Here is a 24,366-nt window from a genome sequence, read left to right as displayed (position 1 = left end):
ACCCGGGATGGCTCATCTGCGCGTCTCATGACCATCGCACCCCGCCCGAAGCCGTCCAGCCCCTGCACCAAGCTCTGCATCCTCGATGCCGCCACGGGCCTGTGCGAGGGCTGCGGGCGCTCGCGGGACGAGATCGGGCTGTGGGGCTCGATGAGCGAGCCGCAGCGGCTCGCGGTGATGGCGGTGCTCGACGAACGCCTGAGCCGGGCCTTCCCCAACCGGAAAGCGCGCACGGCATGAGGCTCTGGATCGGTCTCGGCATCCTCGGTGCGGCGCTGGTCGTGCTGATCGCCACGGGCGACGACGGCCAGGTCGCCGGGCTCGCGACCGACCAGTTCGGCCACATGGCCTATCTCGGCGCCGTAATCGTGCTGCTCTCCGCCGGCTTCTGGCACCGCTTCCGCGACCGCATGGGCGAGAATCTGCGTGCGCTGCTGATCTGGGTCGGGATCGGCGCCGTCGTCGTCGCCGGCTACGCCTACAAGGAGCAGGCGCGGGAAATCGGCGGCGGCCTGCTCGGCGCCCTGCGGCCCGGCACGGCCGTCATCGGCCCCGGCGGCGAAGTCACGATCACGCGGCGCGCCGACGGCGACTTCTCGGTGTTCGCCGAGGTCAACGGCCGCACCGAGCAGCGCTTCGCCTTCGATACCGGGGCGAGTTCGGTGGTGCTGACGATGGAGAGCGCCGCGGCGCTGGGCATCAAGCCCGCCGAGAGCGCCTTCCGCACGAAGGTCTCCACCGCCAACGGCACCGCGATGACCGCGCCGATCCGGCTCGATTCGATCACCATCGGCCCGATCACCGAGCGGAACGTCGACGCCATGGTGAGCCAGCCCGGCGCGCTCTCCACCAACCTCCTGGGTCAGAGTTTTCTGACGCGGCTGCCGTCCTACGAGGTGCGCGGCGACCGGCTGATCCTGCGCAGCCGCTGACAGGCCTTTTCGAACACAGGAAGGGCGCCGCCGCGACGGCGACGCCCCTTTCCCATCGGCGGAGACCCTACCAGCGGATGGTAAAGTTGCCCTTCGCGGCATGGTTCTCGGCCCGGGCCCCGATCTGTCCGGTATAGGCGACGCCGATGGTGGCGTTGGCCGAGACCCGGAGGTCGAGGCCGGCATTGGCCACGAGCGCGTCGCGGTCGATCGGCAGGCCGGCCGTGACGAAGCTCGGCCCCGTGTCGAAGGCGAGGAGCGCGGTGGGCACCACGTCGCCGAAGGCGCGGCGGTAGCCGACGAGCCCATAGGCCTGGACCGGCAGGCCGAGGCCGAGATCGAACGTGGTCTGCGCGCGCAGGCCGACCGTCGCCGTGCCGATGTCGTTGTCGCGGGCAAAGCCGCGCAAGGCCGCGACGCCGCCGGTCTCGGTGAAGCGGTCGTTGCCGATGTTGACGTAGGCGCCGCCGACGAAGGGTTCGATGTAGGTCGCGGACGACGCGACCGGAGCCGCGCCCTTGGCGATCAGGCCGTCTTGGCCGAGCGCGATCCGGTAGCCGAGCTCGCCGAAGCCCTGCGTGGTCGCGCCGCCGTAACGGGCCGTGTCGGTCTCGGACACGCCCGGGAAGACGACGGAGCGGCGGGTGCGCAGGTCGTTGCCCGAATAGACCGCGCCGAGGCGCAGCGCTACCGGACCGAACTCGGTGCCGCCGTAGACGGCCCCGAAGCCGCTCTCGATCTCGCCCGACTGAAGCCGGCCGGACGTATCGAGCGTCGTGCGCGAATAGCCGCCGGCGACGCCGATGCGAAAACCGTTGTCGAGGCGGACGTCGGCGCCGGCCACGAAGCCCGCCGTCTGGCGGCGGAAGCCCGCGGCGTTCCCGTCGGTGTCGGTCTTGCCGAAGGCGCCGAAGCCCTGGGCCCACAGGCCGAACACCCGCGGGTCGAGGACCCGCGCCGGGACCATGGTCGGCGCAACGATACGGCCGGGCAGGTCCGCCGTGTAGGTCGCCGGCAGGCTGCCGTAATCCGCGCCCTCGGCCGTGCCGCCGCGGCGGAGGCGGTCGAGGATCGCCTCGCGCACGAAGAAGGCGCTCTCGAAGGCGGCCCCGGCGGCGCTGGCATGGACGTCGCCCGAGAGGGCCTGGAAGGCGCCCTGCGCCTCCGGCGTCGTCAGCCCGACCGTGCGGCCGTAGACGCCTGAATTCGGACCCGCACCCTGCACGGCATCGGCCGCGGAGGCTTGGTTGCGGGTCCGGGCGATGGTCGAGAAGGCGATGTCGTTGCGGGTCAGGGTCAGGTCGACCGCGTTGGCACCGTAGCGCAGCGTCGGGGTCAGGAAGGCGAAGTTTGCCGACACGCCCGAGAACTGTCCGCTGACGCCGCCGGCCGAGGTCAGGATGGCGTATTGCCGGCGCGGATCGTAGCTGCCGAACTGCGCCAGGACCTGCACCGTGCCGCCGTTCAGCGTCGTGGTGCCGGCAACGGCGAGACTGTCGGAAAGCCCGGCCCCGTTCACCTCGACCTGATAGGTCGACCCGGCCGCGAAGCGTGCGTTGCCGGCGACGTTCAGCGTGCCGATCGAGTTGCCCGGCGCCACCGTCGCGCCGCTCAGCGCGGCGAGGCCGCCGACCGTGCCCGTGCCGCCGAGCAGGCCACCCGAGGCCACCGTCGCCGTGCCGGCGATGGTGCCGTTGGCGTAGAGCGCGCCGCCATCGGCCACCGTGACGTCCCGCGTCAGCCGGTCCCGCGCATCCATTGCGAGTGTGCCGGTGACGCCGTCGAAATAGCCGGCGGCCGAGTAGAGATCGAGGCGTGCCCAGTAGCTCAGGGCCGAGCCGTAGAAGGCGGCGAGCGCATTGGTCTCGGTGTTCACCAGGATCTGGTTGATCGTGCTCGATTGCAGCGTGCCGTAGAGGCCGCCGCCCGGCGCGACCGCCGCGGAAGCCGTGCTCGAGCCCCCATAGAGCGGAGCGAGCAGGATCGAGGCGTCGGGGCCGCCCGTGGGTGCCCCCTCGCGCGGGGCCTGTGCGAAGCTCAGCGTCGGCAGACCGTAGGTGAGGCGTTGCTGGTAGAGGGCCTGGTTCGCAGCCGACGGAACGTAGGGGTTGCCGGCGGTGTTGGCCGCGCTCGCCGCGCAGGCCGTGACCGAGGCGCCGCATTGCGCGGCGAGGTAGCCCTGGATCTGGCTTTGCGCGTTGGCGAAGGTGCCCGGCAGGTTCACCGCCGTGCCGGTGGCGGCCGCGTTGTTGACGTAGAGCGGGTTGGTGAAGGCCTGGGCGAGGTCGTAGGTCGCCAGCGCCCGGCCGCCGATGATGTCGAGCGGGTAGTGGACGCCGAGCACGATGCGGCTGTTGCCGTACTCGGAGGCGCGCAGCACCATGCTCTGGTATTGCTGCGGCACCAGCATGCCGATCAGGATCGAGTCCGTATAGGCGTAGGTGGTGTGGCCGCTCGGGAAGGACGGGTTGGTCGACAGTCCGCTCAGGGCCGTCGGATCGAACTTGTTGAGGCGGTCGGGCGCGACTTGCACCGGCCGCGAATCGCCGTAGACGTTCTGGCCGGCCTGCGTGTTCGAGACGCCGTAGGCCGTGTCGTAGACGCTGTTGCGGGTGTTCGGCAGACCGTTCGCCGTCGGCAGCGTGTAGCCGGCGGGCGCGACGGCCGGCACAGGCACGTAGCCGGCCGGCGTCGTGCTCGGGTTCGTCGCCGCGCCGTTGGCGAAGTAGTTCTTGGCTACGCCGAGATCGCCGCCGGTGACGTTGTAGGTGCTGGCCAGCAGGTTCACGACGCCGCCGAGCGGGCCACCGGTGCCGGCCGCGACGCCACGCTGGTAGATCGGGCCGAGCTGCGTGCCGAGGCCGCCCACCGCTTGGATCGGGGTGATGCCGTTGATCGGGGTCTGCGCCGGCAACCCGCCGGCGAGGTTCGCCGCGACGCCGTAGGTTCCGAGGCCAACCGACGAGAGGTTGTTCGCGGCCGAGCCAGGCAGGTTCTTGTCGCTGATCGCAAGCTGCTGCTGGGCGAGACTCGCGCCGGCGTTGATCGCGATCACCTGCGCGAGGTTGCCCTGCAGCGTGGCCCGGCCCGTCGCGTCGGCGTTGAGCGACAGGAACGGCGAGAGCAGGTTCAGCACGTTGACGTTGGAGGCGGTGGTGTTGGCGGTCTGCGCCCGGGCTGCGCCCGCACCCATCGTGCCGGCGAGGATCGCCGCAATCGAAACGCTGGTCTTGAAGAGCATCGGTCGGTTCCCCCTCGATCGATCGGAGCTTGGCCGTCGCCGATGCGGTTAAGGGAGAATCACGTCCTGCGCCTCGTCATAATCCAGTCATGATTTTTCTTGCCTCGGCCCGTTGTATGCTTGCAACTGTTGATTAGCCGCGACATTTTTAGGCGACAAAAGATAACCTAAGCTCCCATCGTTCGCGTCACGGGGAAGCATGACCTCGAATGGCCGGCAGATTCAGGCCGCCTCCCCCGCCGCCGGCGGCGCGAACTGCCACTCGCGCGAGACCTTGCCCACCGCCTCGTGCAGCGTCGCGAGGCCGGCATCGGCGGCGACGCCGGCGGTGGCGAGGTGGCGGCGGAAGGCGCGGGCGCCGGGGCGGCCGTTGAACAGGCCGAGCATGTGCCGGGTGAAGGCGTGCAGCCGCAGGCCCGCTTCGAGACCCTCGGCGATGGTCGGCGCGAACAGGTCGATGGCGGCAAACGGGTCGGCGGCCGGGGCCGGCTGGCCGAAGATCAGCGGGTCTACGTCGAGCAGGATCGCCGGGTCGGCATAGGCGGCCCGGCCGACCATGACGCCGTCGACCCCATCCAGCAGACCGAGCGCCTGAGCGACGTCTGCGACGCCGCCGTTGAGGGCGATCGGCAGGTCGGGGCGCCCCGCCTTCAGCCGGGCCACGCGTCCGTAATCGAGCGGCGGGACGTCGCGGTTCTCCTTCGGCGACAGGCCCTTCAGCCAGGCTTTTCGCGCATGCACGACGAGGCCGTCGACGCCGGCCGCGGTGACGGCCGCGACGAGGGCGTCGAGGGCGGCTTCCGGGTCCTGGTCGTCGACGCCGATGCGGCATTTCACCGTGACCGGCACCGACACCGCCGCCTTCATCGCGGCGACGCAATCGCCGACGAGGGCCGGCTCGCGCATCAGGCAGGCGCCGAAGCGGCCCTCCTGCACCCGGTCGGACGGGCAGCCGACATTGAGGTTGATCTCGTCGTAGCCGAAATCCGCGCCGATCCGGGCCGAGGCCGCCAGCGCCGCCGGATCCGACCCGCCGAGCTGCAGCGCGACGGGGTGCTCGGCCCCCGAAAAACCGAGCAGCCGCTCGCGGTCGCCGTGCAGCACGGCACCGGTGGTGACCATCTCGCTGTACAGCCGGGCGCGCGCCGAGAGGACCCGGTGGAACGACCGGCAGTTCCGGTCGGTCCAGTCCATCATCGGGGCGACGGAAAAGCGCCAGCCGTCGAGGGCGCCGCCGGTTGCGAGGCTGTCGGTCACGTCGGTCATGGATCCGGGCTGAGCCACCTGCGGCCTTGGGCGCGTCGTCGGGAACGGCCGGTCGCGTACCACGCGCGGGCGGCCGCCAAAAGGGACGGGCTCGCCGGAGGGTCGTGCGCCGGCCGGCGGTTCAGGGCATCGCCGCGATCTCGTCGAGCCGGTCCGCCATGCGCCGGCCGCTGGCGCGATGGCTCATCCGCGTCGCGAGGTCGGCGCGGGCCGCCGCGCCCAGCGCCTGCCCGAACGCCCGGTCCTCGTAGAGACGGCGCATCTGCGCGGCGGCATGGTCGCGCGATGGCTCGGCCCAGCGCAGCCCGCGCGGATAGGGCGGCAGATCCCGGTCGAGCGTCACGAGACGGGACTCGACGAGCAGGGCGTTGCCGTCGTCCATGAAGTCGAGGTTTCCCGAGTAGCGCGTCGCGATCGTGGGCTTGCCCAGCAGCATCGCCTCCGCCATCGACAGGCCGAGGCCCTCGCTGCGATGCAGTGAGACGTAGGCGTCGCAGGCCGCCATCAGGGCAAGCGTCTCGTGCCGCGTAAAAGTCGCGTCGATCAGGATCACGCCCGCCTCCTGCGCGGCCTGGAGCAACCGGGCGAACGCCTCCGGATGCTCGCGGCCGAACGCGGTCTTGATTACGAGCTTCGCCCGATCGTCCGGGCGAAACGCCTGCCGGAAGGCCGCGATCAGGCCGAGCGGATTCTTGCGCTCCATGACGCTCGTCATGTGGAACGTGAACAGGAACAGGCAGTCGCCCTCGGGCAGGCCGAAATGCGCGCGCGGCAAGGGTTGAAACTCCGGGAGCTCGACGCCTGGGCTCAGCACCCGCACGGGCTGACGGAACGTCCGTCTCAGGCCCTCGGCGACGAATTCGGTTGCGGTCCAGAACTCGTCGCAATCGAGCGCCGCGCGATTCCAGTCCGGCGGCAGGGCGTCGAACTCCCAGTACCAGTAGCCGATCCGGTAGGTCCGCGCCTCGCGCGGCCGCAGCCCCGCGCGGGCATAGGCCTCGCTGAACAGCGGCTGCGGCTGCACGTGGACGATGGTCGTCTCGAAGACCTCGGAGCCCGTGAGCCGCGGCGTGATCGGCTCGTCCGTGGCGAAGCGGATCGGCACGTCGCGCAGGCTCAGCGGCACGCCGTTGAGGCGCAGACCCGCGACCATGCTCTCGGCCGAGATTCGCAACCCGGACGGGTAGGAGAAATGGCCGAGGACGTTGACACCGCCCTTGCGAAGCTCCGGCGCGAGGGCGGAGACGTCCCGCGTCCGCGCCCATTCGCGCGCGACGAACGGCAGGCCCGACCGGCGTGTCGACAGATACTGCAACAGGGCCTGCGCCTGCGATCCGTCGGTCAGCGCATCGGGAAAGGCGGCGCGCCAGTCCGGATGCGTGGCGAGGCCCAACCGGACCTGCTCCGCATCGCTCGCCGTCGCGGGCTCGCAGGGCGCGAACAGCCAATCCGAGGTGATGCCGTAGGTCGCGCTAACCCATTGCACGAGATCGACGATGCCGAAGACGCTGCCGCCGTCGGGGACCGCCGCCTGCCAGAGCGGCGTGATCGCCCAGGTCTCCTGGAGTTCGTCGAGCGGCGTCTCGGCGCAGGCGAGCAGGAACCACCAGACCTCCTCCAGCGTGAGGAGCCGGGCCGCGACCGCCTCGAAGAGCCGCCGGCAGGTAGCCGGCCGGCCGTTCGGCAGGAGGAAGAGCGGTTCCTCGGCGCGAAACGCGGCGTCGTAGGTGAGGTACTGGCGAGCGCGGGCGCCGGGATCCGTCGCGAAGGCCGCCGCAATGCCGGCGGCCTGGGTGTCCGACAGGCGCAGGATCGCGATCCCCTCCGTCCCGACCCACTCGGCGAACCCGCCTCCCCTCCCCGCGCCGAGCGCGCGCGGAAAGCGGGCGCGAAGATCCGGCCGCCGCCGCAGGAGTTCGATGAGGATCCGGGCGCCGGATGCGCCATCCTGCGTGCCGCCCCACGCCACTGCGCTCCAGGGCAAGCCCGCGGCCGCCGCCACGGCCCCGTCGTCGAACAGGTCGAGCGGCTGGGCGACATCGGGCGGACGCGCCAGCCGCGCGATGCCGCGCGGCAGGTCGAGCGTTCCGAGTTCCGGCCAGTGCTCGCGCAGGCGCGGCGCGGCGCTCCGGGCGTCCAGGGCGGGATGCAGGAACGGATCCTCCGCGATCCCGAGGGCGCGCAGGCGTTCCGCCAGAAGCACCCGATCGGCCGCGGCTTCGGCATCATCCGGCGAAGCCTCCGCCTGGATGAGGACGGCCCCGGCGGCATAGACGGTTCGGAAGCCGGCTCGGGCGGCGTCGAGACAGAACGGGATCGCGGCGCAGACGGTCAGAAACCGCTCGTCGTATCCGCCGACGCGGTCGAACACCGCCCGGGACACGAGCTGGCAGGCCCCCGACACCGCGGCGACATTCCGCTCGATGTCGGGCGAGCCGAAGACGCCCCATTCGCCCGGCGCGGCGCCTTCGAAGACGGGCGCGCAGAGCTCCCGCAAGCCGAGGCCGATGCCCGCCTCCCGGATCCCGCCGTCGGACGCGAGCAGCTTCGGACCGACCACGCCGACGCCCGCACCGAGGCCATGCCGCACCAGTTCGTCCAGCCAGCCGCTCGCGACGACCGTGAGATTCGAGCCGAGGAAGAGAAGGAACTGCCCTCGCGCGACCGAGGCGCCGAGGTTGCACGCCCTCGCAGGGGTGAGGCTTCCGTCGAGGGGGACGAACCGGATCGGCCGGTCGGCCGGGCGTTCGCAGGGCGCTTCGGTCTCCGATGCCGCCGATCGGTGGCCGACGACGACGATCTCGATGTCTGGGTAATCGGTCCCGTGCAGGAGGCTGTCGATACGGTTTTGCAGGGTGTCGGCGGCGGCGGCATGCGCGATCACGACGGAGACGAGCGGACGGACCGGCAGCGTCCAGGCGGCGTGGAACGTGCCGTCGCCGCGCGACGCGATCCGCGGTGCGTCCGCCCGGTCCGCCAGATGCGCTGCAAGAACGCGTTCGTAGTCGGCGCGATGGCTCAGGGCGCGAACGCGGTCGAATCTGTCCGGTTCGGTTCGCCGGCAAAGAACGACGGGCACCCGGTCGATCCGGCCGGCGCGGGCCGCGGCGGCGAGGTTGAGTCTCCATTCCGCTGCAGCGCCCGCCGACGGATCGGGGCGGGCCGCGCGCGCGATGTCGCGCCGGATGGCCGTGAGGCGCCCGAAGTAATTGTAGGCCCGGAGCAGGTCCGGCGACCAGCCGGGCTTCAATTGCGGCGTCGCCGCATCGGCCTCGCCCGAGGTCTCGTCGCCGTAGACGATGTCGGATCCCTCGCGGGCGAGATGACCAGCGAGCGTGGCGAGCGCGCCGTCCAGCACGATGTCGCCCGGATCGAGCAGGACGACGTAGGCGTTGGCCGCCGCATCGAGCGCGACGCCGAGGAAGGCCGCATCCGGCACGGCCGACACCGTGCGGACCGGGAGGAGCTGCGTATCGCTGCGCCCGGCGATGACCTCGACGACGGCATCGCCCTGGCGCGTCAGGCTCTGCAGGGTCCGGTCGCGCGCGGCCTGCGGGCCGTCGAACAGGATGACGCTGAAGCTGACGGATTCGAGAGCCGCTCCGCCCGGCGGGCCGGAGGCAGGCAGGGCCGGACCGACGAAGGGCCCCGCCTTCGCGCCGTGTTCGAGGTAGTGCAGTAGGGCGTTGCCCCGGCCGTCGGCGAGGCTGGGATGGGCAGCGAGATAGAGCCGCGTGTCGAAGTCCGGGCCAGCAGGCCGCCCCTCGCCTGCGCCGGATCTCAGGAAATGATCGAGCGGGTCCTGCCCCGAGGCGGCGACGTCCGGATGGCGGTCCAGATACCAGGCGGCATCGAACAGCCCCGAGCACTCGATGATGCGCCGCGCCCGCAACCGCTCACGACGCCTGCGTCGCCCGGCACCGAACGGGAGCAGCCTGCCGATCATCCCGATGTGCGATCTCCTGCGTCGGCCGCCCGCAACCCGTTCGATCGATACGGATCACATGGCCGGAATCGCGTAGACGAACCCGGCCGGCCTGCATAGCCGGGGATGGCCCCCTGCCCGAAGCCGGCGGGGGAAGCCGATAGAGCAGTTTTCGTGATCTCCGATCCACGGAAGCTGCTCTATCTCTATGAGTGGTCGCATTTTCTTCACGCGAACCGGAAGCCACTTCGCTCGAAAATGCTCTAGACCGGCTCCTTGACCAGCGCGTCGAGGGCCTGGGGCAGGCCGCGCCAGGACAGGGGAATGGCGACGTCCTGTCCGCCGGCATTCTTGAAGACGATGCGGCCGGGCTCGTTCGCGGCGCGCCAGCGCTTGAGGGCGTCGTCCTTGGCGGCGGCGTCGGCGACGCAGGCGCCGGGAAGGCAGCGGCGCCAGACCAGTTCGTAGCCGCCGGTGTCCTTCTCGTCGGAGAGCAGGCGCACGCTGCTCGGGAAGGCGACGTTCGGGGGCAGCAGCACCGTGATCTGAAGCGGCTCGCCGGCGCCGGCGCGGCCGATGGCGATCTGGGCGATGGGCTGGTTCTGTCCCTGGACCTGCATGGACTGGGCGACCTCGCAGACCCGCACCGGCTTCTCGGCCGACCCGCCGCGCTGGCAGCGCAGGACCCAGTCGCCGAAGCTCGCCGTGGTCGCGCCGGGCTCGTTCGGGACGGGCTTGGCCGGCGGCGCAGCGGCCGGCTTGGCCGTCTCTCCGGCGACCGGTCCCGACAGGAGGGCGGCGATGACCGCGGCCGTGGCGGCGAGGCCGAGGCCGGCCTTCCAGGGCATCGTGACGGGACGGATCATGACGGCAGGCCTTTCGGCAGGGATGTGAGATCGCGAAGGGTGTGGGTCGAACGGCCACACACGGCAAGCAGGATCCGGGGATTCCGCTTGCCGTGCGTGGCCGTGGTGTCGGTCGCCGCGGTCTCAGAACCGGTAGGTGAAGTTACCCTTCACGCCGTGGTCCTGTGCGCGCTGGCCGACCTGGCCGGTATAGTTCACGCCGAGCGTCGTGCTCGGGGCCATCTGCCAGTCGATTCCGGCCTGCGCCACCAGCGCGTCGCGGTCGATCGGGATGCCGGCCGAGACGAATTGCTGGCCGCCCGCGAAGGCGAGGAGCGCCGAGGGCACCACGTCGCCGTAGGCGCGACGGTAGCCGACGAGCGCCCGGACCATGATCGGCATGTCGGTGGCGAACACCTCCGAGAGGCGGCCCTCGGCGCGCAGGCCGACGGTCGAGGTCGCGAGGTCGTAGTCACGGCCCTGTGCCGTCAGCGCCGAAGCGCCGCCGGTCTCGCTGAAGCCGTCGCGGCCGAGGCGGATCGCGGCGCCGCCGATGAAGGGCTCGAAGTAGCTCGCCGCCGTCCCGACACGGTAGCCGACCTCCGCGAAGCCCTGGGCGGTGGTGCCGCCGTAGCGGGCGCCCGCGTTCTCGGAGAAGCCGGCGAAGGTGACAGCGCGGCGCGTCGTCAGGCTGTTGCCGCCATAGGTCGCGCCGAGGCGCAGCTGCAGCGGGCTCTGGGCTCCGAGCGGGCCGCCGGCATAGAGCGCACCGTAGCCGCTCTCCACCGTGCCGGACGAGAGCCGCCCGGTGATGTCGAGGTTGGTGAAGCTGTAGCCGCCGGCAGCGCCCACCCGCCAGTCATTCTCCACCCGCGCGTCGGCACCGAGGACGAAACCGCTGGTCTGGCGGGCGAGCCGGGCGGCGTTGCCGTCGGTGGCCGTCGAGCCGAAGGAGCCGAAGCCCTGGCCCCAGACCGCGACCGGGTTCGGATCGACGAGACGGGTCGGGATCGCCGCGAGCGTCGGAGTCCGGCCCGGGACGTCGGCCGTGTAGGCTCCCGGCAGGGTAGTGCCCGGCGCGAAGCGCTGGCCGATGCCCAGGTTGTTGCCGCCGAAGCCGCCGGCATCGCCCCAGCGCAGCCGGTCGAGCACCGCCTCGCGGACGAGGAAGGCGTTCTCGAACTGCGCCGTGACCGCACTCGCGTGGATCTCGCCGGACAGCGCGTCGAAGGCGACCCGCGATTGCGGCGCCGAGAGCACGGCGATGGCGTCGTAGAGCCGCGCACCGACCCCCGTCGCCTGCGCCGCATTCGCGACGTTGCCCTGGTTGCGCGACTGCGCCGTCGTGCCGAACTGCAGGTCGTTGCGGGCGAGGCGGAGGTAGGCGTCGTTGGCGTCGTAGGTCAGGAACGGCGTCAGGTAGGCGAAGTTCGAGGTGACGCCCGCGAACCGCCCGGTGAGGCCGCCGGCCGCGCTGAGGATCGTGTAGCTCGTGGTCGGGTTGTAGAGCCCTGCCTGCGCCGTGACCTGCACCGTGCCGCCCTGGAGCGTGGCGGTGCCGGTGGCGGCGATGCGGTCGGACTGGCCGGCCGCCGTGGCGTCGACCTGGTAGAGCGACTGGGCCGCGAACAGCACGTTGCCCGCGACACGCAGGGTGCCGACCGCGCCGGGAGCAGCGCCCGGTGCGACCGCACTGCCGGCATTCGCCACGATCCCGCCGACCGTGCCGGTACCGCCGAGCGTCGCGGCATTCGCCACGGTGACGACGGAGTTGGCGAGGCCCCCGTTGACGCTGAGCCGCCCGGTCGCGACCGTGGTGGCGCCCGAGAGGGTGCCGGTCCCGGTATAGGTCAGGGCGCCTGCGCCGCGCTTCACGAAGCGGCCGGTGCCGTCGATGGCGCTGCCGAGGGTGGCGTCGTTGGCCTGATCGACGATCAGGTCGCTGTTGTTGGTCACCGGGCCGTTGCCGAGGCCGGCCGCGGCGGCGACGATCGTGCCGGCGTTGACGATGGTGCCGCCGGTGTAGGTGTTGGTGCCGGTCAGCGTCAGGCTGCCCGTGCCGTTCTTGGTGAGCGAGGTCGCCGCCGCCCCGTCGGCGATCATGCCGGCGTAAGCCGTCGAGCTGTTGTCGCCGTTCGTGGTCAGGGCGCCGTTGCGCAGGGTCGCCGCAGCGTTCGTGCCCGAGAGCGAGCCGACGGTGAAGGCCGTGCCGCCGAGATTGAGCGTGCCGTCGTTGACGAATGTCGTGACACCGGTGAGAGCGCCGGTGAGGGCGAAGCTCGCGCCCATTCCGTTCGAGACCGCGCCGACGATCTGGCCCGAGGCCTGGACGCTGCCGGTGTTGGCGACGCCGCCGTTGAGCACGCCGGAGGTGGCGAGCGTCCCGGCATTGGCGAACGGGCCGGTGGTCGTGGTCCAGGTGCCGGTGTTGGCGACGCTGCCGCCGGCATCGTTGCGGCTGTCGCCGCGCCACTGGCCGGCATTGCTCACGCCGCCGGTGTTGGCGGTGAGGTTGCCTGTCCAGATTCCGGTGGCGCTGTTGGAGATGCTGCCCGACGCCGCGTTACTCACGTCGGCGTTGTAGGCGCCGTCGTTGACCACGCTGCCGGTGTTGGCCAGCGCGTCGGTGATGGTGCCGCCCTGCGCCACCCGGATCGAGCCCGAGTTCACGATCCCGGCCGGCGCCGTGAGGCTGCCGCCCGAGGCCACCGTCAGGCTGCCGGCATTGGTGAGCAGGCCACCGAGGCCGTAGGCGCCCGTGCCGGTCACCGCGAGGGTCGCGCCGCCCGCATTGGCGAAGGTGCCGTTGCTCGCCACAGTGCCGGAGATGGAGACGGTTCCGGCGTTGTTGGCGATGGCGCCGTCGATGCGGCCGGCTGAGGCCGTCACCGTGCCGGTGTTGGTCAGGCCACCGTTGATCGCGCCGGAGGTGGCGAGGCTGCCGCTGTTCGAGACGCCGCCACTGACGGTGCCGGTGTTGGTGGCGCTGCCGCTGTTGGTCAGGCTGCCAGCGACGCTGCCGGCGTTGGTGAAGCCCGCCGCGTTGTTGACCGATCCGGCGAGGCTGCCCCCGGATGCGACCGTCAGCGTGCCAGCCTGGATCGCGGTCAAACCGGTGAAGCCGTTGGCGCCCGACAGAGTGAAGCCGCCGCTGCCGGTCTTCACCACACCGCCCGTGCCGGAGATCGTACCGGCATAGCTCGTCGTGGCGTTGCTGCCGCCGGTGGTGAGGGTGGCCGAACCCAGCGTGACGCTGCCGGCGCCGGCCAGCGAGGCCACGGTCTGGTTGAACCCGTTCAGGTCCATCCGGCCGGTGCTGGCGACGGTCACGGCGGAGGCTGCCGAGAGGGCGTTCACCGCCCCCGCCTGCAGGGTGCCGGCCGAGACCGTGGTGGCGCCGGCATGGCTGTTGGCGCCCGAGAGCGTCAGGGTGCCGGTGCCGGCCTTGGTCAGCGCAGTGGCGCCACGGATGGTACCGGCGTAGCTCGACGAGGTGTTGTCCGATCCAGCCAACAACGTGCCGCCACCGACGATGCTGGCCGCCGCCGTCGTGCCCGAGAGCGAGCCGACGCCGAGGCCGTTGCCGCCGAGATCGACGGCGCCGTCGTTGGTCAGGCGGCCGACACCGGTGAGCCCGCCGACGACGTTGAGCCTCGCGCCGGCATGGTTGCTGACCGCACCGTTGATCTGGCCCTGGGCGTTGACGGTGGCGTTGTTTGCGAGCGTGCCGTTGACGACACTCGTTGCGGCGTTGGTGTTGAAGGTTCCGGCGAGGATCGTGGCGCCGCCGTTGATGGTGCCGGTGTTGGTGCTGGTGCCGGCCGTGTTGGTCAGGCCGCCGCCGACGGTGCCCGCGTTGGTGAAGGTCGCCGCGTTGACGACCGCGGAGGCGACCGAACCGCCGGCCGCGATGGCGAGCGTGCCAGCCGAGACCGTGGTGGTGCCGGCAAAGGTGCTGGCCCCGGTGAGCGTCAGGCTGCCGTCGCCGAGCTTGCGCAGGCCGATCGTGCCGCCGGTTGCGGTCAGCGTGTTGGCGATGGTGACGCCGACGCCGCTGTCGACGTTCACGAAGCTCTGGGTCGGCGTGAGCACGTCACCCGCCAGGTTGAGCGTGCCCGGCCCGCCGAGGCGGTAGCCGTCGGTGACGAACTGCAGGCCCTGCAGGTTCTGCGCACCGGCGACCGTCACCGTACCGGCGCTGCCGCCGAAGATGCCGACGCCCGAGCGCCAGACGTCGTTGACCTGACCGGCCGGCAGCGTGGTCCAGTTGGTGCCCGCCGCGCTCCAGGTGCCGGTGCCGCCCTGGCCGCCGGCGGTGGCGCCGGTGCTGTCGGCGCCGTCGAAGTACTGCACCGACTGGTTGCCGTTGGTGAGCAGCACGTTCACCTGCGTCGGGATGTTGGTGTAGACCAGCGCCGTGGAGCCCGCCGTCGGCGTCGTCACCGTGCCGAACGTGCCGGAGAGCGCGCCGTCGTAATTGTAGATCCGGTAGGCGCCCGAGACCGGGGCGGTTGCGGCATTCGTCGCAGCGACGAGGCTGAGCGTACCGCCGAGCTGCAGGTTGCCGCCGACGGCGATCAGGTCGTTGCTAATGCCGCCGACGACGCCCCGTGCGCCGAGCTCGAACAGCGAGGTCGCGCCGGCATTGAGCGTGTAGTCGCCGTTGACCGTGAGCGTGCCCGGCGAGTTGCCGGCCGAGACCGTGCCGCCGTTGACGACGACCGAGCCGGCGATGGTGCCCGTGCCGTGCAGCGTGCCGTTGGCGTTGACGTTCACGACCGCCGTGTTGCCGGCCGTGTCGCCGAAGACGCCGTCGATCGCGAGAATGCCGCCGTCGATGGTGGCGGTCATGCCGGCGAGCGGCGCGGCCGTCTGGCCGGTGAGGGTCCAGGTGCCGGCATCCAGCTTGTTGAACGTTCCGGCTCCGCTGACGGAGCCGAGGGCGAGCGTGCCGGCCGCGCCGTTGGCCACCGTGCCGTCGCCCGCGCCGCGCAGGGTCAGCGTGTTGGTGCCGCCGCCGAGGTCGATCGTGCCAAAGGCCGCCGCCGCGAGGGTGCCGGCGTTCTGGAGACGCACGCCGTCGGTGTTCACGACGCCGGAACCGGCCGTACCGGTGCCGGTATAGAGCGCGACGGTGTCGTCGCCGCCGCTCAGCGCGATGACGCCGGTGGTCGAGCCGGCGTAGAGGTTGGCCGTGACCGTGGCCAGATCGGTTCCACTACGGTCGTAGGCATAGATGCCGCCGGAGCCGCCATTCGTGGTGCGGGTCGAGTTCAGCGTTCCATAGTTCTCGATGGTGCCGGAGCCGCCGGCGAACTGCACGCCGTAGCCGAACTGCGCGCTCGAGCCACCGGTGAAGGTGCCTCCCGTGGCGTTGACGATCGTCCCGCTGCCGCTGACGGCGGCGATGCCCGAATTGACGCTGCTGGAGATCATGCCGGCGTTGCGGATGTCGAACGTCGATGACGTCACGATGCCGTCGCTGCTCGGCGAGGCGATCGTCCCGGCGTTGCGCAGGACGAGCGCTCCGGCGGAACGCAGGGCATTGCCGCCTCCCTGGATCAGGCCGCCGGTCTGGTTGATGACGGTGCCGCCCTGCCGCAGATCGACGCCTGCGACGCCGCCCGGTGCGATGGTCCCGTCTTCGTTGAGCGTGCCGGAAGCGATCGTGCCCGCATTGGCAACCTGGTCGCCGACGTTCGAGCCGACGACAGCGTACTGGCCGACGATCGTGCCTCCCAACGCGTTGCCGAGTGTCAGCACGCCGCCGCCATCGCTGCCGACGCCGTAGCCGTTTCCGGACATCGTGCCGTTCTGCCCGTAGATCACGCCGGTACCGTTATTCGTGACGGTGAGCGCACCCGTGCCGTGCTGGGTCACGCCATCGTAGCCGTTGCCGCGGATCAGGCCGGAATTGGTGACGGCGAGCGCCGCCGGGACGGCGGACTGGACCTGTATGACGCCGCTGAAGCCGCCCACGATCTGCGCGCCCGCCGCGTTGACGACGGCGGTGTCGGCGCTCGTGCTCGTCAGGATCGCGTCGCTCGAGGCGTTCACGGAGCCCTGGTTGGTGAACGTGCCGCCGCCCGCGAGCGAGACCGAAGGGGCGGCAGAATAGCTGCCGCTCAGCGTGACGTTCGAGGCATCCGCGACGGTGAAGCCGCCGGTCTGGCGCAGCGCGCCGAACAGCGTGATGCTGTCGTTGGCGCCGGTCGCGCCGTTTACGGTGAGCGCACCGGCGCCCGAGACGGCGTTGCCGAAGGCCAGCGTGCCGGTGCGGTTCAGCGCCAGGGTGGTGCCGCCTGCGACGGTGACGGCCGAGGCCGCTGCGAGCGAGCCGGTCGCGCCGCCGTTGCCGACCTGCAGCGTGCCGGCATCGATCGCCGTCGCGCCGGCATAGGTGCTCGCGCCGGTCAGGGTCAGAGTGCCGGCGCCGAGCTTGGCGAGGCTGCCGCCCTGCGAGGCTAGGCCGGTGGCGTAGGTGACGTTCCGGCCGTTGGTGTCGACGCGGTAAGCCTGGCCGTCGGCCGTCGAGAAGCGGCCGGAATAGTCGGCGGCGTTGGCCGCGCTGTATTGCAGCGTGCCGCCGGTGAAGGCGAGCGTGCCGGCGGTGCCGAGCGCGTTGGCGCCGCCCGCGTTCAGCGTGCCGGCGGCGAGGATGGTGCCGCCGCTGTAGCCGCTGTTGCCGGTGAGCGTCAGCGTGCCGGCGCCGAGCTTGGTCAGCCCGACCGTCGCCGAACCGACCAGCGCGCTGCCGATCGTCGTGGCGACGTTGGCATCGACGGTGATGAAGCTGTTGGTGTCGGCGTTGAAGGGGTTGCCGCCCAGGTTGAGCGATCCGCCGGTGAGGGCGTAGCCGGTCGTGGTGAACTGCAGGCCCTGGATGTCTTGCGTGCCGGCCACCGTCACGGTGCCGACCGTGCCCCCGAAGATGCCGACGCCCGAGCGCCAGACATCGTTGACCTGACCGCCGGGCAGCGTGGTCCAGTTGGTGTTGGCGGTATTCCAGGTACCGGTGCCGCCCTGGCCGCCGGCGGTGGCGCCGGTGGTGTCGGCGCCGTCGAAGTACTGCACCGACTGGTTGCCGTTGGTGAGCAGCACGTTCACCTGCGTCGGGATGTTGGTGTAGACCAGCGCCGTGGACCCGGCGCTCGGCGTCGTCACCGTGCCGAACGTGCCGGCGAGCGTGCCGCCGTAATCGTAGAGCCGGTAGGCGCCGGAGACCGGAGCGCTGGCGGCGTTCGTTGCGGAGACGAGGCTGAGCGTACCGCCGAGCCGCAGGTTGCCGTCGACTCTGATCAGGTCGTTGTTCGCTCCGCCGACGACGCCCGCCGAGCCGAACTCGAACAGCGAGGTCGAGCCGGCATCGAGCGTGTAGTTGCCGCCCACCGTCAGCGTGCCCGGCGAGTTGCCGGCCGAGACCGTGCCGCCGCTGCCGACGACGACCGAGCCGGCGATGGTGCCGGTACCGTGTAAGGTACCGTTGGTGTTGACGTTCACGATCGCCGTGTTGCCGGCGGTGTCGCCGAAGGTGCCGTTGACGGCCAGGGTGCCCGCGGTGACGTTGGCCGTGCCGGTGAATTGGGCCCCCGTGCCGTTGATGCCGGTCAGCGTGGTCGTGCCGTTGCCGGTCTGGGCGAGTGTGCCCGAGCCCGTGACGAGGCCGCCATAGGTGTAGGCGTCACTCCGGGCGATCGCGAGCGTGCCGCCGGCGGTGGCGACGTTGCTGAAGACGGTCCCGTCCGCGTTCTGGCCGATCCGGCCGCCGTTGCCGATCTGGAGCGTGCCGCCCGAGACCGTGGTGGCGCCGGTATAGGTGTTGGCGCCGCTGAGCGTCAGCGTGCCCGTGCCGGTCTTGGTCAAGGCGCCGTTGCCGCCAGGGCCGATGTTGCCTGCGAACGTATCGGCGGTGCCGTTACGCCCTGTCGTCAGAACGGTGCCGGCTGCGAACGTTACGATCGAACCTGCCGCGGTGCTGTTCAACGAACCGACCTCGGTCGATTGCTGCAGCCGAAGCTCAGGGGTTCTCGTGCCCGATAGTGTGACCGCTGCTGTGTTTGCGATGCCGGCACCATTGCCGACATTGAGGATCGCGGTGCTGAACCCGCTCTCGACGCTGACGGTGTTCGAGCCCAGGATCGACCCATTCATGCTCAGGATCGCGAAACCGGAGGCGGTGTCACGCACGGTGGTCGTGCCGGTGTAGGCATTGGTGCCGCCGAGCGAGAACTGGTTGCCAGTTCCCTGAACGACGAGATTGCCGGTGCCGGTGATGGCGCCGCCGTAGCCCGTGCCCCCCGTGCGGGTGGTCAGCGTGGCCGAGCCGAGCGAGACCGTGGTGCCGGCACTGCCGCTGAGTGCGCCGATCGACTGGTTGAAGTTGTTCAGGTCGAACGTGCCGCCGTTCACGGCGACGGCGCTCGCGGTGCTGATGACGTTGGCCGCGCCCGCCCGCAGCGTGCCGGCCGAGACCGTCGTGGCGCCCGAATAGGTGTTGGCGCCCGACAGCGTCAGTGCGCCGGCGCCGGCCTTGGTCAGGCCGACCGTGCCGGAGCCGTTCCGGATCGTGCCCGCGAAGGCCGTCGTGGCGCCGTTGCCGCCCGCGGTCAGCGTCGCCGCGCCGGCCGTGCCGCTGGTCACGACCGATGTCGTCGCGGCGCTCGCCAGCGAGCCGACCGCGTTGCCGGTTCCGTCGAGGTCGAGCGTGCCGGTGCCGTTCAGGGTGTAGGCCGAACCCGCCGAGAAGCCGTTGGCCGCCCCCGCGCGCAGGATCGAAGCCGTACCGACCGTTGTGGCGCCGGTATAGGTGTTGCCGGTGGAGATCGTGGTGCCGGCGGTCGTCGCCAGCGTGGCGCCTCCGGCGATCGTGCTGACCGTGCCGCCCGTCGAGGCGATCGCGCCGGTGAGCGTGCCGTTGGTGATCGTGCCGCCCGCCAGGGCGACGGCGTTGACCGCCTCGGCGAAGCCGCCGAGGTCCAGCGTGCCGCCCGTGTTCACCGTCGTGGCCGAGGCCGCCGCGAAGGCGTTGTTCGCGCCGGCCAGCAGGGTGCCGCCGTTGATGGTGGTCGCGCCGGTATAGGTGCTGGTGCCGGCGAGCGTCTGCGTGCCGGTGCCGGCCTTGGTCAGGGCGAGCGGACCGCTCCCATCCTGGATGGTGCCGGTGAACGTGTCGGATCCGTTGGCGATGCCGACCGTCGTCGTCCGCGTGCCATTGAACCCGCCCCGCAGCGTCCCGGCGCCGGTGAGCCGGTCGACGACGATGGCGCCTTCGACGCCGTCGAAGGTCGCACCTGAGGCGATGTTGAGGCTGCCCTTGTTGTCCGTCCAGATGCCTTGACCGCTGGAGCTGCCGTTGACGCTTCCGGCCTGCACGTCGAACAGGCCGCCCTGCAGGAGGCTGATGTTCACGTTGCCGGCGTCACCGAGGGCGATGTTTCCGGTGCCCGTCTTCTGGATCCTGCCGTCGCCTGTGAACGTTCCGGCAGCCAGACCGACGCGGTTCGCACCCGTGCTGTTCAACTCGACCACGGCGCCGGAGCTGATCGTCACGGTGCCCGTACCGAAAGCGTTGCCGGTGTTCTGCGCGATCAGGCGACCGGCCTGCACGTTGGTGGTGAGCGCGCCGCCGTAGCCGCCCGTCAGCACGAAGGTGCCGGAATCCTGCTTGTTCAGCGTCGTCAGGCCTGACACGGTCGACATGTTCAGCGCGCCGCGGGCACCGGTCGTGTTGGTGCCGGTCACGCCGTCATAGGTGCCGGTGCCGCCCAGGTTCAGCGTGTTCGAGCCGCCCCCAAGGTTGATACCGCCGACCGTCGCGGCCGCGACCGCCCCGCTGTTCTGCAGCGTGACCGTCGATTGCGCGCCGGTCACCGCATCGGCGTAGGGCGTCGTGACTGCCGCCGCGTTGACCGCACCGGTGTAGAGCGAGACGGTATCGTTTCCGCCGGAGCCGAGGATCGAGCCAGTCGCCGATCCGGCGTAGAGGTTCGCGGTCACTGTCCCATCGTTGACGGCGGTGAGCCCACGTGCCCCGCTGCCGATCGAACCATAGTTGTTCACGGTCATCGATCGGCCGTTGGCTCCGAGGCCGTAGCCGAAAGTGGCGTCCGAGCCGCCGGTGATCGTGCCGCGCGTGGCATTGGTGACGCTCAGCGTCGCCCCAGCGCCGCCCACCGCGATGCCGGAGTTCGTGCTGCTGCTGATCGTGCCGACGTTCAGCACGCTCGAAGCCCCGCCCAGGACGCCGAGGCCGTCGTTGGTCCCGCTGATGGTGCCTAGGTTGGTCAGCGTCAGCCCGGCGTTCGAGGTAATGCCCCGAGCCCCGCCGCCCTGGATCGTTCCACCGGCCTGGTTGAGGACCGCGCCGCCAGCGTTGAGCAACATCGCGTTCGAAGCGCCGGTCGTGGTGGCGGTGTAGACGCCGGTGTTGCTTACCGAGCCGATGCCGATCCTGCCGCTATTGGTGATGGTGGCCGCACCGTTGGCATAGACAGCGGCATTCGCGTCCGTGGTACCGCCGGAAACGATGAGACCCTGGTTGGTGACGGTCAGCAAGCCGCTACCAGTGCCGGTGCCGGCGTTGTACGTCCCGAAGTTGCCGGTGCCGTAGACGATCGAAGCGGTGCCGAGGTTGTTCAGCGTGAACGCGCCGGTGCCGCTCGCCTGCCCGGCGCCTGAGAAGCTCGTCCCCTGGATGCGGCCGTAGTTGTTGACGATCGTTGCGGCACTGCCCGTGTTGTTGATGGCGCTGCCGAATGCGGCCGCGATGAGTGCAGCGGTGTTGGTTGCGCTGCCGTTGTTGATCGTCCCGCCAGCCCCGAGCATGATCCCATCGGATTGAGCCGTTGCGCGGATCGTGCCGTCGTTGGTGATGATCGCGGCGCTGGAGCCGGCGCTGATGATACCGCCGTTTGATCCGGCGATGAGACCGGCCGCCTGGTTGGTGATCGTGCCGCCGTTGTTGAGGTTGACGCCGTTGGAGCTGGTGCCGCCCTGGATCGTGCCGCTGTTGGTGACGCTGCTGCCCGCCCCGACTAGAGCGAGGCCGGAGGCGTTGGCCGCCTGGATCAGGCCGCCGGTGAGGGTGCCGTTGCCGTCGCGCGTGCCGGTGTTGGTGATGTTCCCGACACCCAGCACGGTCACGCCGTCGCTCGCGCCGGTGCTCGTCGTGGTAATGCGGCCGCCGTTGATCAGCGTCAGGTTGCCGTTGGAATAGACGCCGGCGCCCGCGTTATTGTTGGTCGTACCGGTATGCCGGATCGTGCCGCCGAGCTGGTTGATGAGCGTGCCGCCGTTGTCGAAGCGGACCGGGTTGGTCGCCGTCGACTGGATGATGCCACCGTTCTGGTTGGTGATCTGCGTGCCCAGGCCGTTGGCCTCGATGCCGTAACCGAAGCTGGTGCTGCTGCCGCCGGTGATCGTGCCGCTGTTGGTGATCCGCGAGTTCGCACCAGCCAGCACCGACACGAAGTTCGTCGACGAGACCGTGCCGGTATTGTTCAGAGTCAGCGTCGTGCTGCCGTTCTGGATCGTGTTGCTACTCGTGCTGTCGATCGTACCGGCGTTGTTGATCGTGAACGCGCCATTGGCGTTGCTGATCGTGACGGAGCCCGTGCTGCGAATGAGGCTGCCGGCGTTGACGGTGAGCGTGGTGCCCGCCGTCGGCGCGATGGTGGTGCCGGACGTAATGAGGGTACCGGTGGCCCCACCGGCGACGCCGATCGCCAGCGTGCCGCCGGAGATGATCGAGGTGCCGTTGTAGGTGTTGGCGCCGGTGAGCGTCAGCGTGCCGGCGCCAAATTTGTTCAGGCTGCCGTTCGCCGAGGTCAGCGCATTGGCGAAGGTGACATCCCGCCCATTGGTGTCGATGCGGTAGATTTGCCCGGCGGCGGTCGAGAGTCGGCCGGAATAGTCAACGGCGTTGGCTGCACTGTATTGCAGCGCACCGCCGGTGAAGTTGAGCGCGCCGGTGGTGCCGAGCGCCCCCGCGCTGCCGGCATTGATGGTGCCGGCCGCGAAGGTGGTGCCGCCGGTATAGGTATTGGTCCCCGACAGCGTCAGCGTGCCTGTGCCGGCCTGGGTGAGGTTACCGGAGCCAGTGATCGTGCCCGCGAAGGTGTAGGCGTTGTTGCGGTCGAAGATCAGCGAGGCGTTGTTTGCGACATTGCCGATGATCGAACCGGTGGTGCCGCCATCGCCAATCTGCAGTGCGCCGCCCGAGATCCTGGTGCCGCCGGTGTAGGTGTTGGCGCCCGAGAACGTCTGCGTGCCGGCACCGGTCTTGACGATGGCCAACCCACCCGTGCCGGCGTTGTCCTCGAGCGTCCCGGAGAAGGTGCCGATTCCACCGGCGACGCCGATGGTTGTCGTTCGCGTGCCCTGGAAGCCGCCGGCATACGTCCCGGCCCCGGTCAGCGCATCGATGAAGACCGCTGCTTCGACGGTGTTGACGCTGGCCCCCGCGGCGACGTTCAGGCTGCCCCTGTTGTTGGTCCAGATGCCCTGGCCGGAGCTGCTGCCGCCCAGAGTGCCTTCGCGGACGTTGATCAGGCCGCCCTGCGACAGGCTGATGTTGGTGTTGCCGCCGTTGCCCCCGAAGGTGATAGCCCCGGTTCCGGTCTTCTCGATCGTGCCGGCCCCGTTGAAGGTGTTCGGCGCTATCGTGTACCCGTTGGTTCCCGTGTTGTTCAGCTCGACGGTGGCGCCGGCGCCGATCGCCACGGTGCCGCTGGAGCCGAGGGCGTTGCCGGTGTTCTGCGCGATCACGCGCCCGGCCGAGACTGTGGTGCCGCCCGTGTAGGTGTTGGTGCTGGTCAGGACGAGCGTTCCGGTCCCGAACTGCTGGAGACTGCCGACACCGCCGATGACGTTGGCGATGCGGATGGTCCCGCTCGCATCGTTGTTGATGAGGCCCGTCCCGGCGAAATTCACGCCCGAACCGGTGATCGCGTAGCTCTGGGCATCCGCGTTGAACGTCCAGGCGTTCGGCGCGATCGGGGCCGATACGTTGACAGTCGCAGAGCCGGTGTTGGCGAAGGTGGCCGACTGCCCCGCTCCGATGGGCGCACCGGCAGGGTTCCAGTTTCCATTGGTGTTGTAGTCGCTGGTCGTGCCGTTCCAGGTCTGCGCATGGGCGGGCAAGGCCGCCGTCAGCAGGAGGGATGCAGCCGCCGCCAGCGCCGCGCGCTGCCACTTCCGCCGCCCGACCCGCGCCGCTGGCCGCACCTTGCGCGACCGCAGCGGGTTCAGCCGCGCCAGCAGCGAGGCCGGCGTCTCGATCGCCAGCGCCAGGAGCCGGGCCATCCGCGCCTGCAGCAGCGCGGGCGACGACGGGAGGTGAAGTACGCTCGGAGCCGGCTGCGGCAGGAGCCGGATCCCGACCAGGGCCGTCGAGGCGAGCCAAAGGCTGCGCATCCGATTGACCGCCGACACGGCCGTGCTGTTGACGCTCGACATACTCTGCCCCCTGAGGCGAAATTCGACGGCGCAGCCGCACCCATTGAGGGATTGTCGGCGCGCTCTCATCCGTAGCTGATAGAGGACAGCCGGATCTCGCGCATTGACTGAGCGTCCCAATCTACGGTCGAGTCCGACGGCTGGATTGAAAACCCTATGGTGAGGATTCCGAGACACAGACCCAGCGCACGCCTATGCTGAATTTCGTCTGCTGTTAGACAAAGGCCCTTCGATCCGATCTTTCGAATGACGCCGGATTCCTTGCTTGCGATCTGCGTCGACGACGGTTTGGCGGTCTTGATCGCTTGGGCGTGCAAGAGCTGCCGCGAGGGGATGGTTGCGGTCTGCGGCTCGGCACGGCTCGTCGGGGGCTCGGTTCGCTCTGCCGATCCGCGAGGGGGCGTGAGCGCGGGCGCCGTGCGGGTTCGTCCGGGCGCTGGGATCGGGCCGACGCGCAATCGGCTCGCCGCGTTTCGCATCCTTGCGCGGGCGCGGGTGTTGGCCCCGGCCCTGCCGTGGCCTCGGGGCCCTCCCCTCTCGGGGGCCTGTGACCTCGGTCGTGCGCCGGCGTCGTATGTTCGTGTCGGGCTTGGCGCGGTTCGCTTCGCTTCGCCGACGGTTTACCTGGCGTATTTCGAACGCGTTTATGCCCGTGGGCGTGCGCCTGCGGGCTTGTGGTGCTGCGCTGGTATGTGAGGGAGG

At 70.5% G+C, this 24,366-nt stretch carries 7 protein-coding genes; 2 read left to right on the top strand and 5 right to left on the bottom strand.

Translation table 11 applies throughout. The annotated features are described in order from the left end of the window. Window positions 1-27: 27 nt before the first annotated feature. Both MFF07_RS19900 and MFF07_RS19895 read left to right on the top strand, forming a co-directional pair. Window positions 28-240, top strand: a complete 213-nt coding sequence (locus tag MFF07_RS19900; protein WP_147817438.1) for a DUF1289 domain-containing protein — start codon at window positions 28-30, stop codon at window positions 238-240. Then, window positions 237-932 carry a retropepsin-like aspartic protease family protein gene (locus MFF07_RS19895; protein ID WP_147817437.1) on the top strand — a complete coding sequence of 232 codons (696 nt, stop codon included), beginning with the start codon at window positions 237-239 and terminating at the stop codon, window positions 930-932. Before MFF07_RS19900 ends, MFF07_RS19895 begins: the two co-directional genes overlap by 4 nt. A 67-nt stretch (window positions 933-999) precedes the next feature. Here the strand turns inward: MFF07_RS19895 and MFF07_RS19890 are convergent, their stop codons facing one another. From MFF07_RS19890 to MFF07_RS19870, 5 genes are all read right to left on the bottom strand, one after another. Further along, window positions 1,000-4,173 (bottom strand): autotransporter family protein, encoded by a 3,174-nt coding sequence (locus MFF07_RS19890; RefSeq protein WP_147817436.1) that lies wholly within the window; start codon window positions 4,171-4,173, stop codon window positions 1,000-1,002. A gap of 222 nt (window positions 4,174-4,395) precedes the next feature. Next, window positions 4,396-5,370: a tRNA dihydrouridine(20/20a) synthase DusA gene (gene dusA, locus MFF07_RS19885; protein WP_238232794.1), complete on the bottom strand. Its 975-nt coding sequence runs from the start codon at window positions 5,368-5,370 to the stop codon at window positions 4,396-4,398. Window positions 5,371-5,560: 190 nt separating this feature from the next. Continuing rightward, entirely contained in the window at window positions 5,561-9,385 is a 3,825-nt protein-coding gene (locus MFF07_RS19880; RefSeq protein ID WP_147817434.1) for a glycosyltransferase, read from the bottom strand. 242 nt (window positions 9,386-9,627) lie between these two features. Further along, window positions 9,628-10,230, bottom strand: a complete 603-nt coding sequence (locus tag MFF07_RS19875; protein WP_238232764.1) for an invasion associated locus B family protein — start codon at window positions 10,228-10,230, stop codon at window positions 9,628-9,630. A gap of 123 nt (window positions 10,231-10,353) precedes the next feature. Beyond that, window positions 10,354-23,664 carry an autotransporter-associated beta strand repeat-containing protein gene (locus MFF07_RS19870; protein WP_238232763.1) on the bottom strand — a complete coding sequence of 4,437 codons (13,311 nt, stop codon included), beginning with the start codon at window positions 23,662-23,664 and terminating at the stop codon, window positions 10,354-10,356. Between the last annotated feature and the right edge of the window lie 702 nt (window positions 23,665-24,366).

It is taken from the genome of Methylobacterium thuringiense, from assembly GCF_022179645.1.
GTDB lineage: Bacteria > Pseudomonadota > Alphaproteobacteria > Rhizobiales > Beijerinckiaceae > Methylobacterium > Methylobacterium thuringiense.
This window is presented reverse-complemented; position numbering and strand designations above follow the sequence as displayed.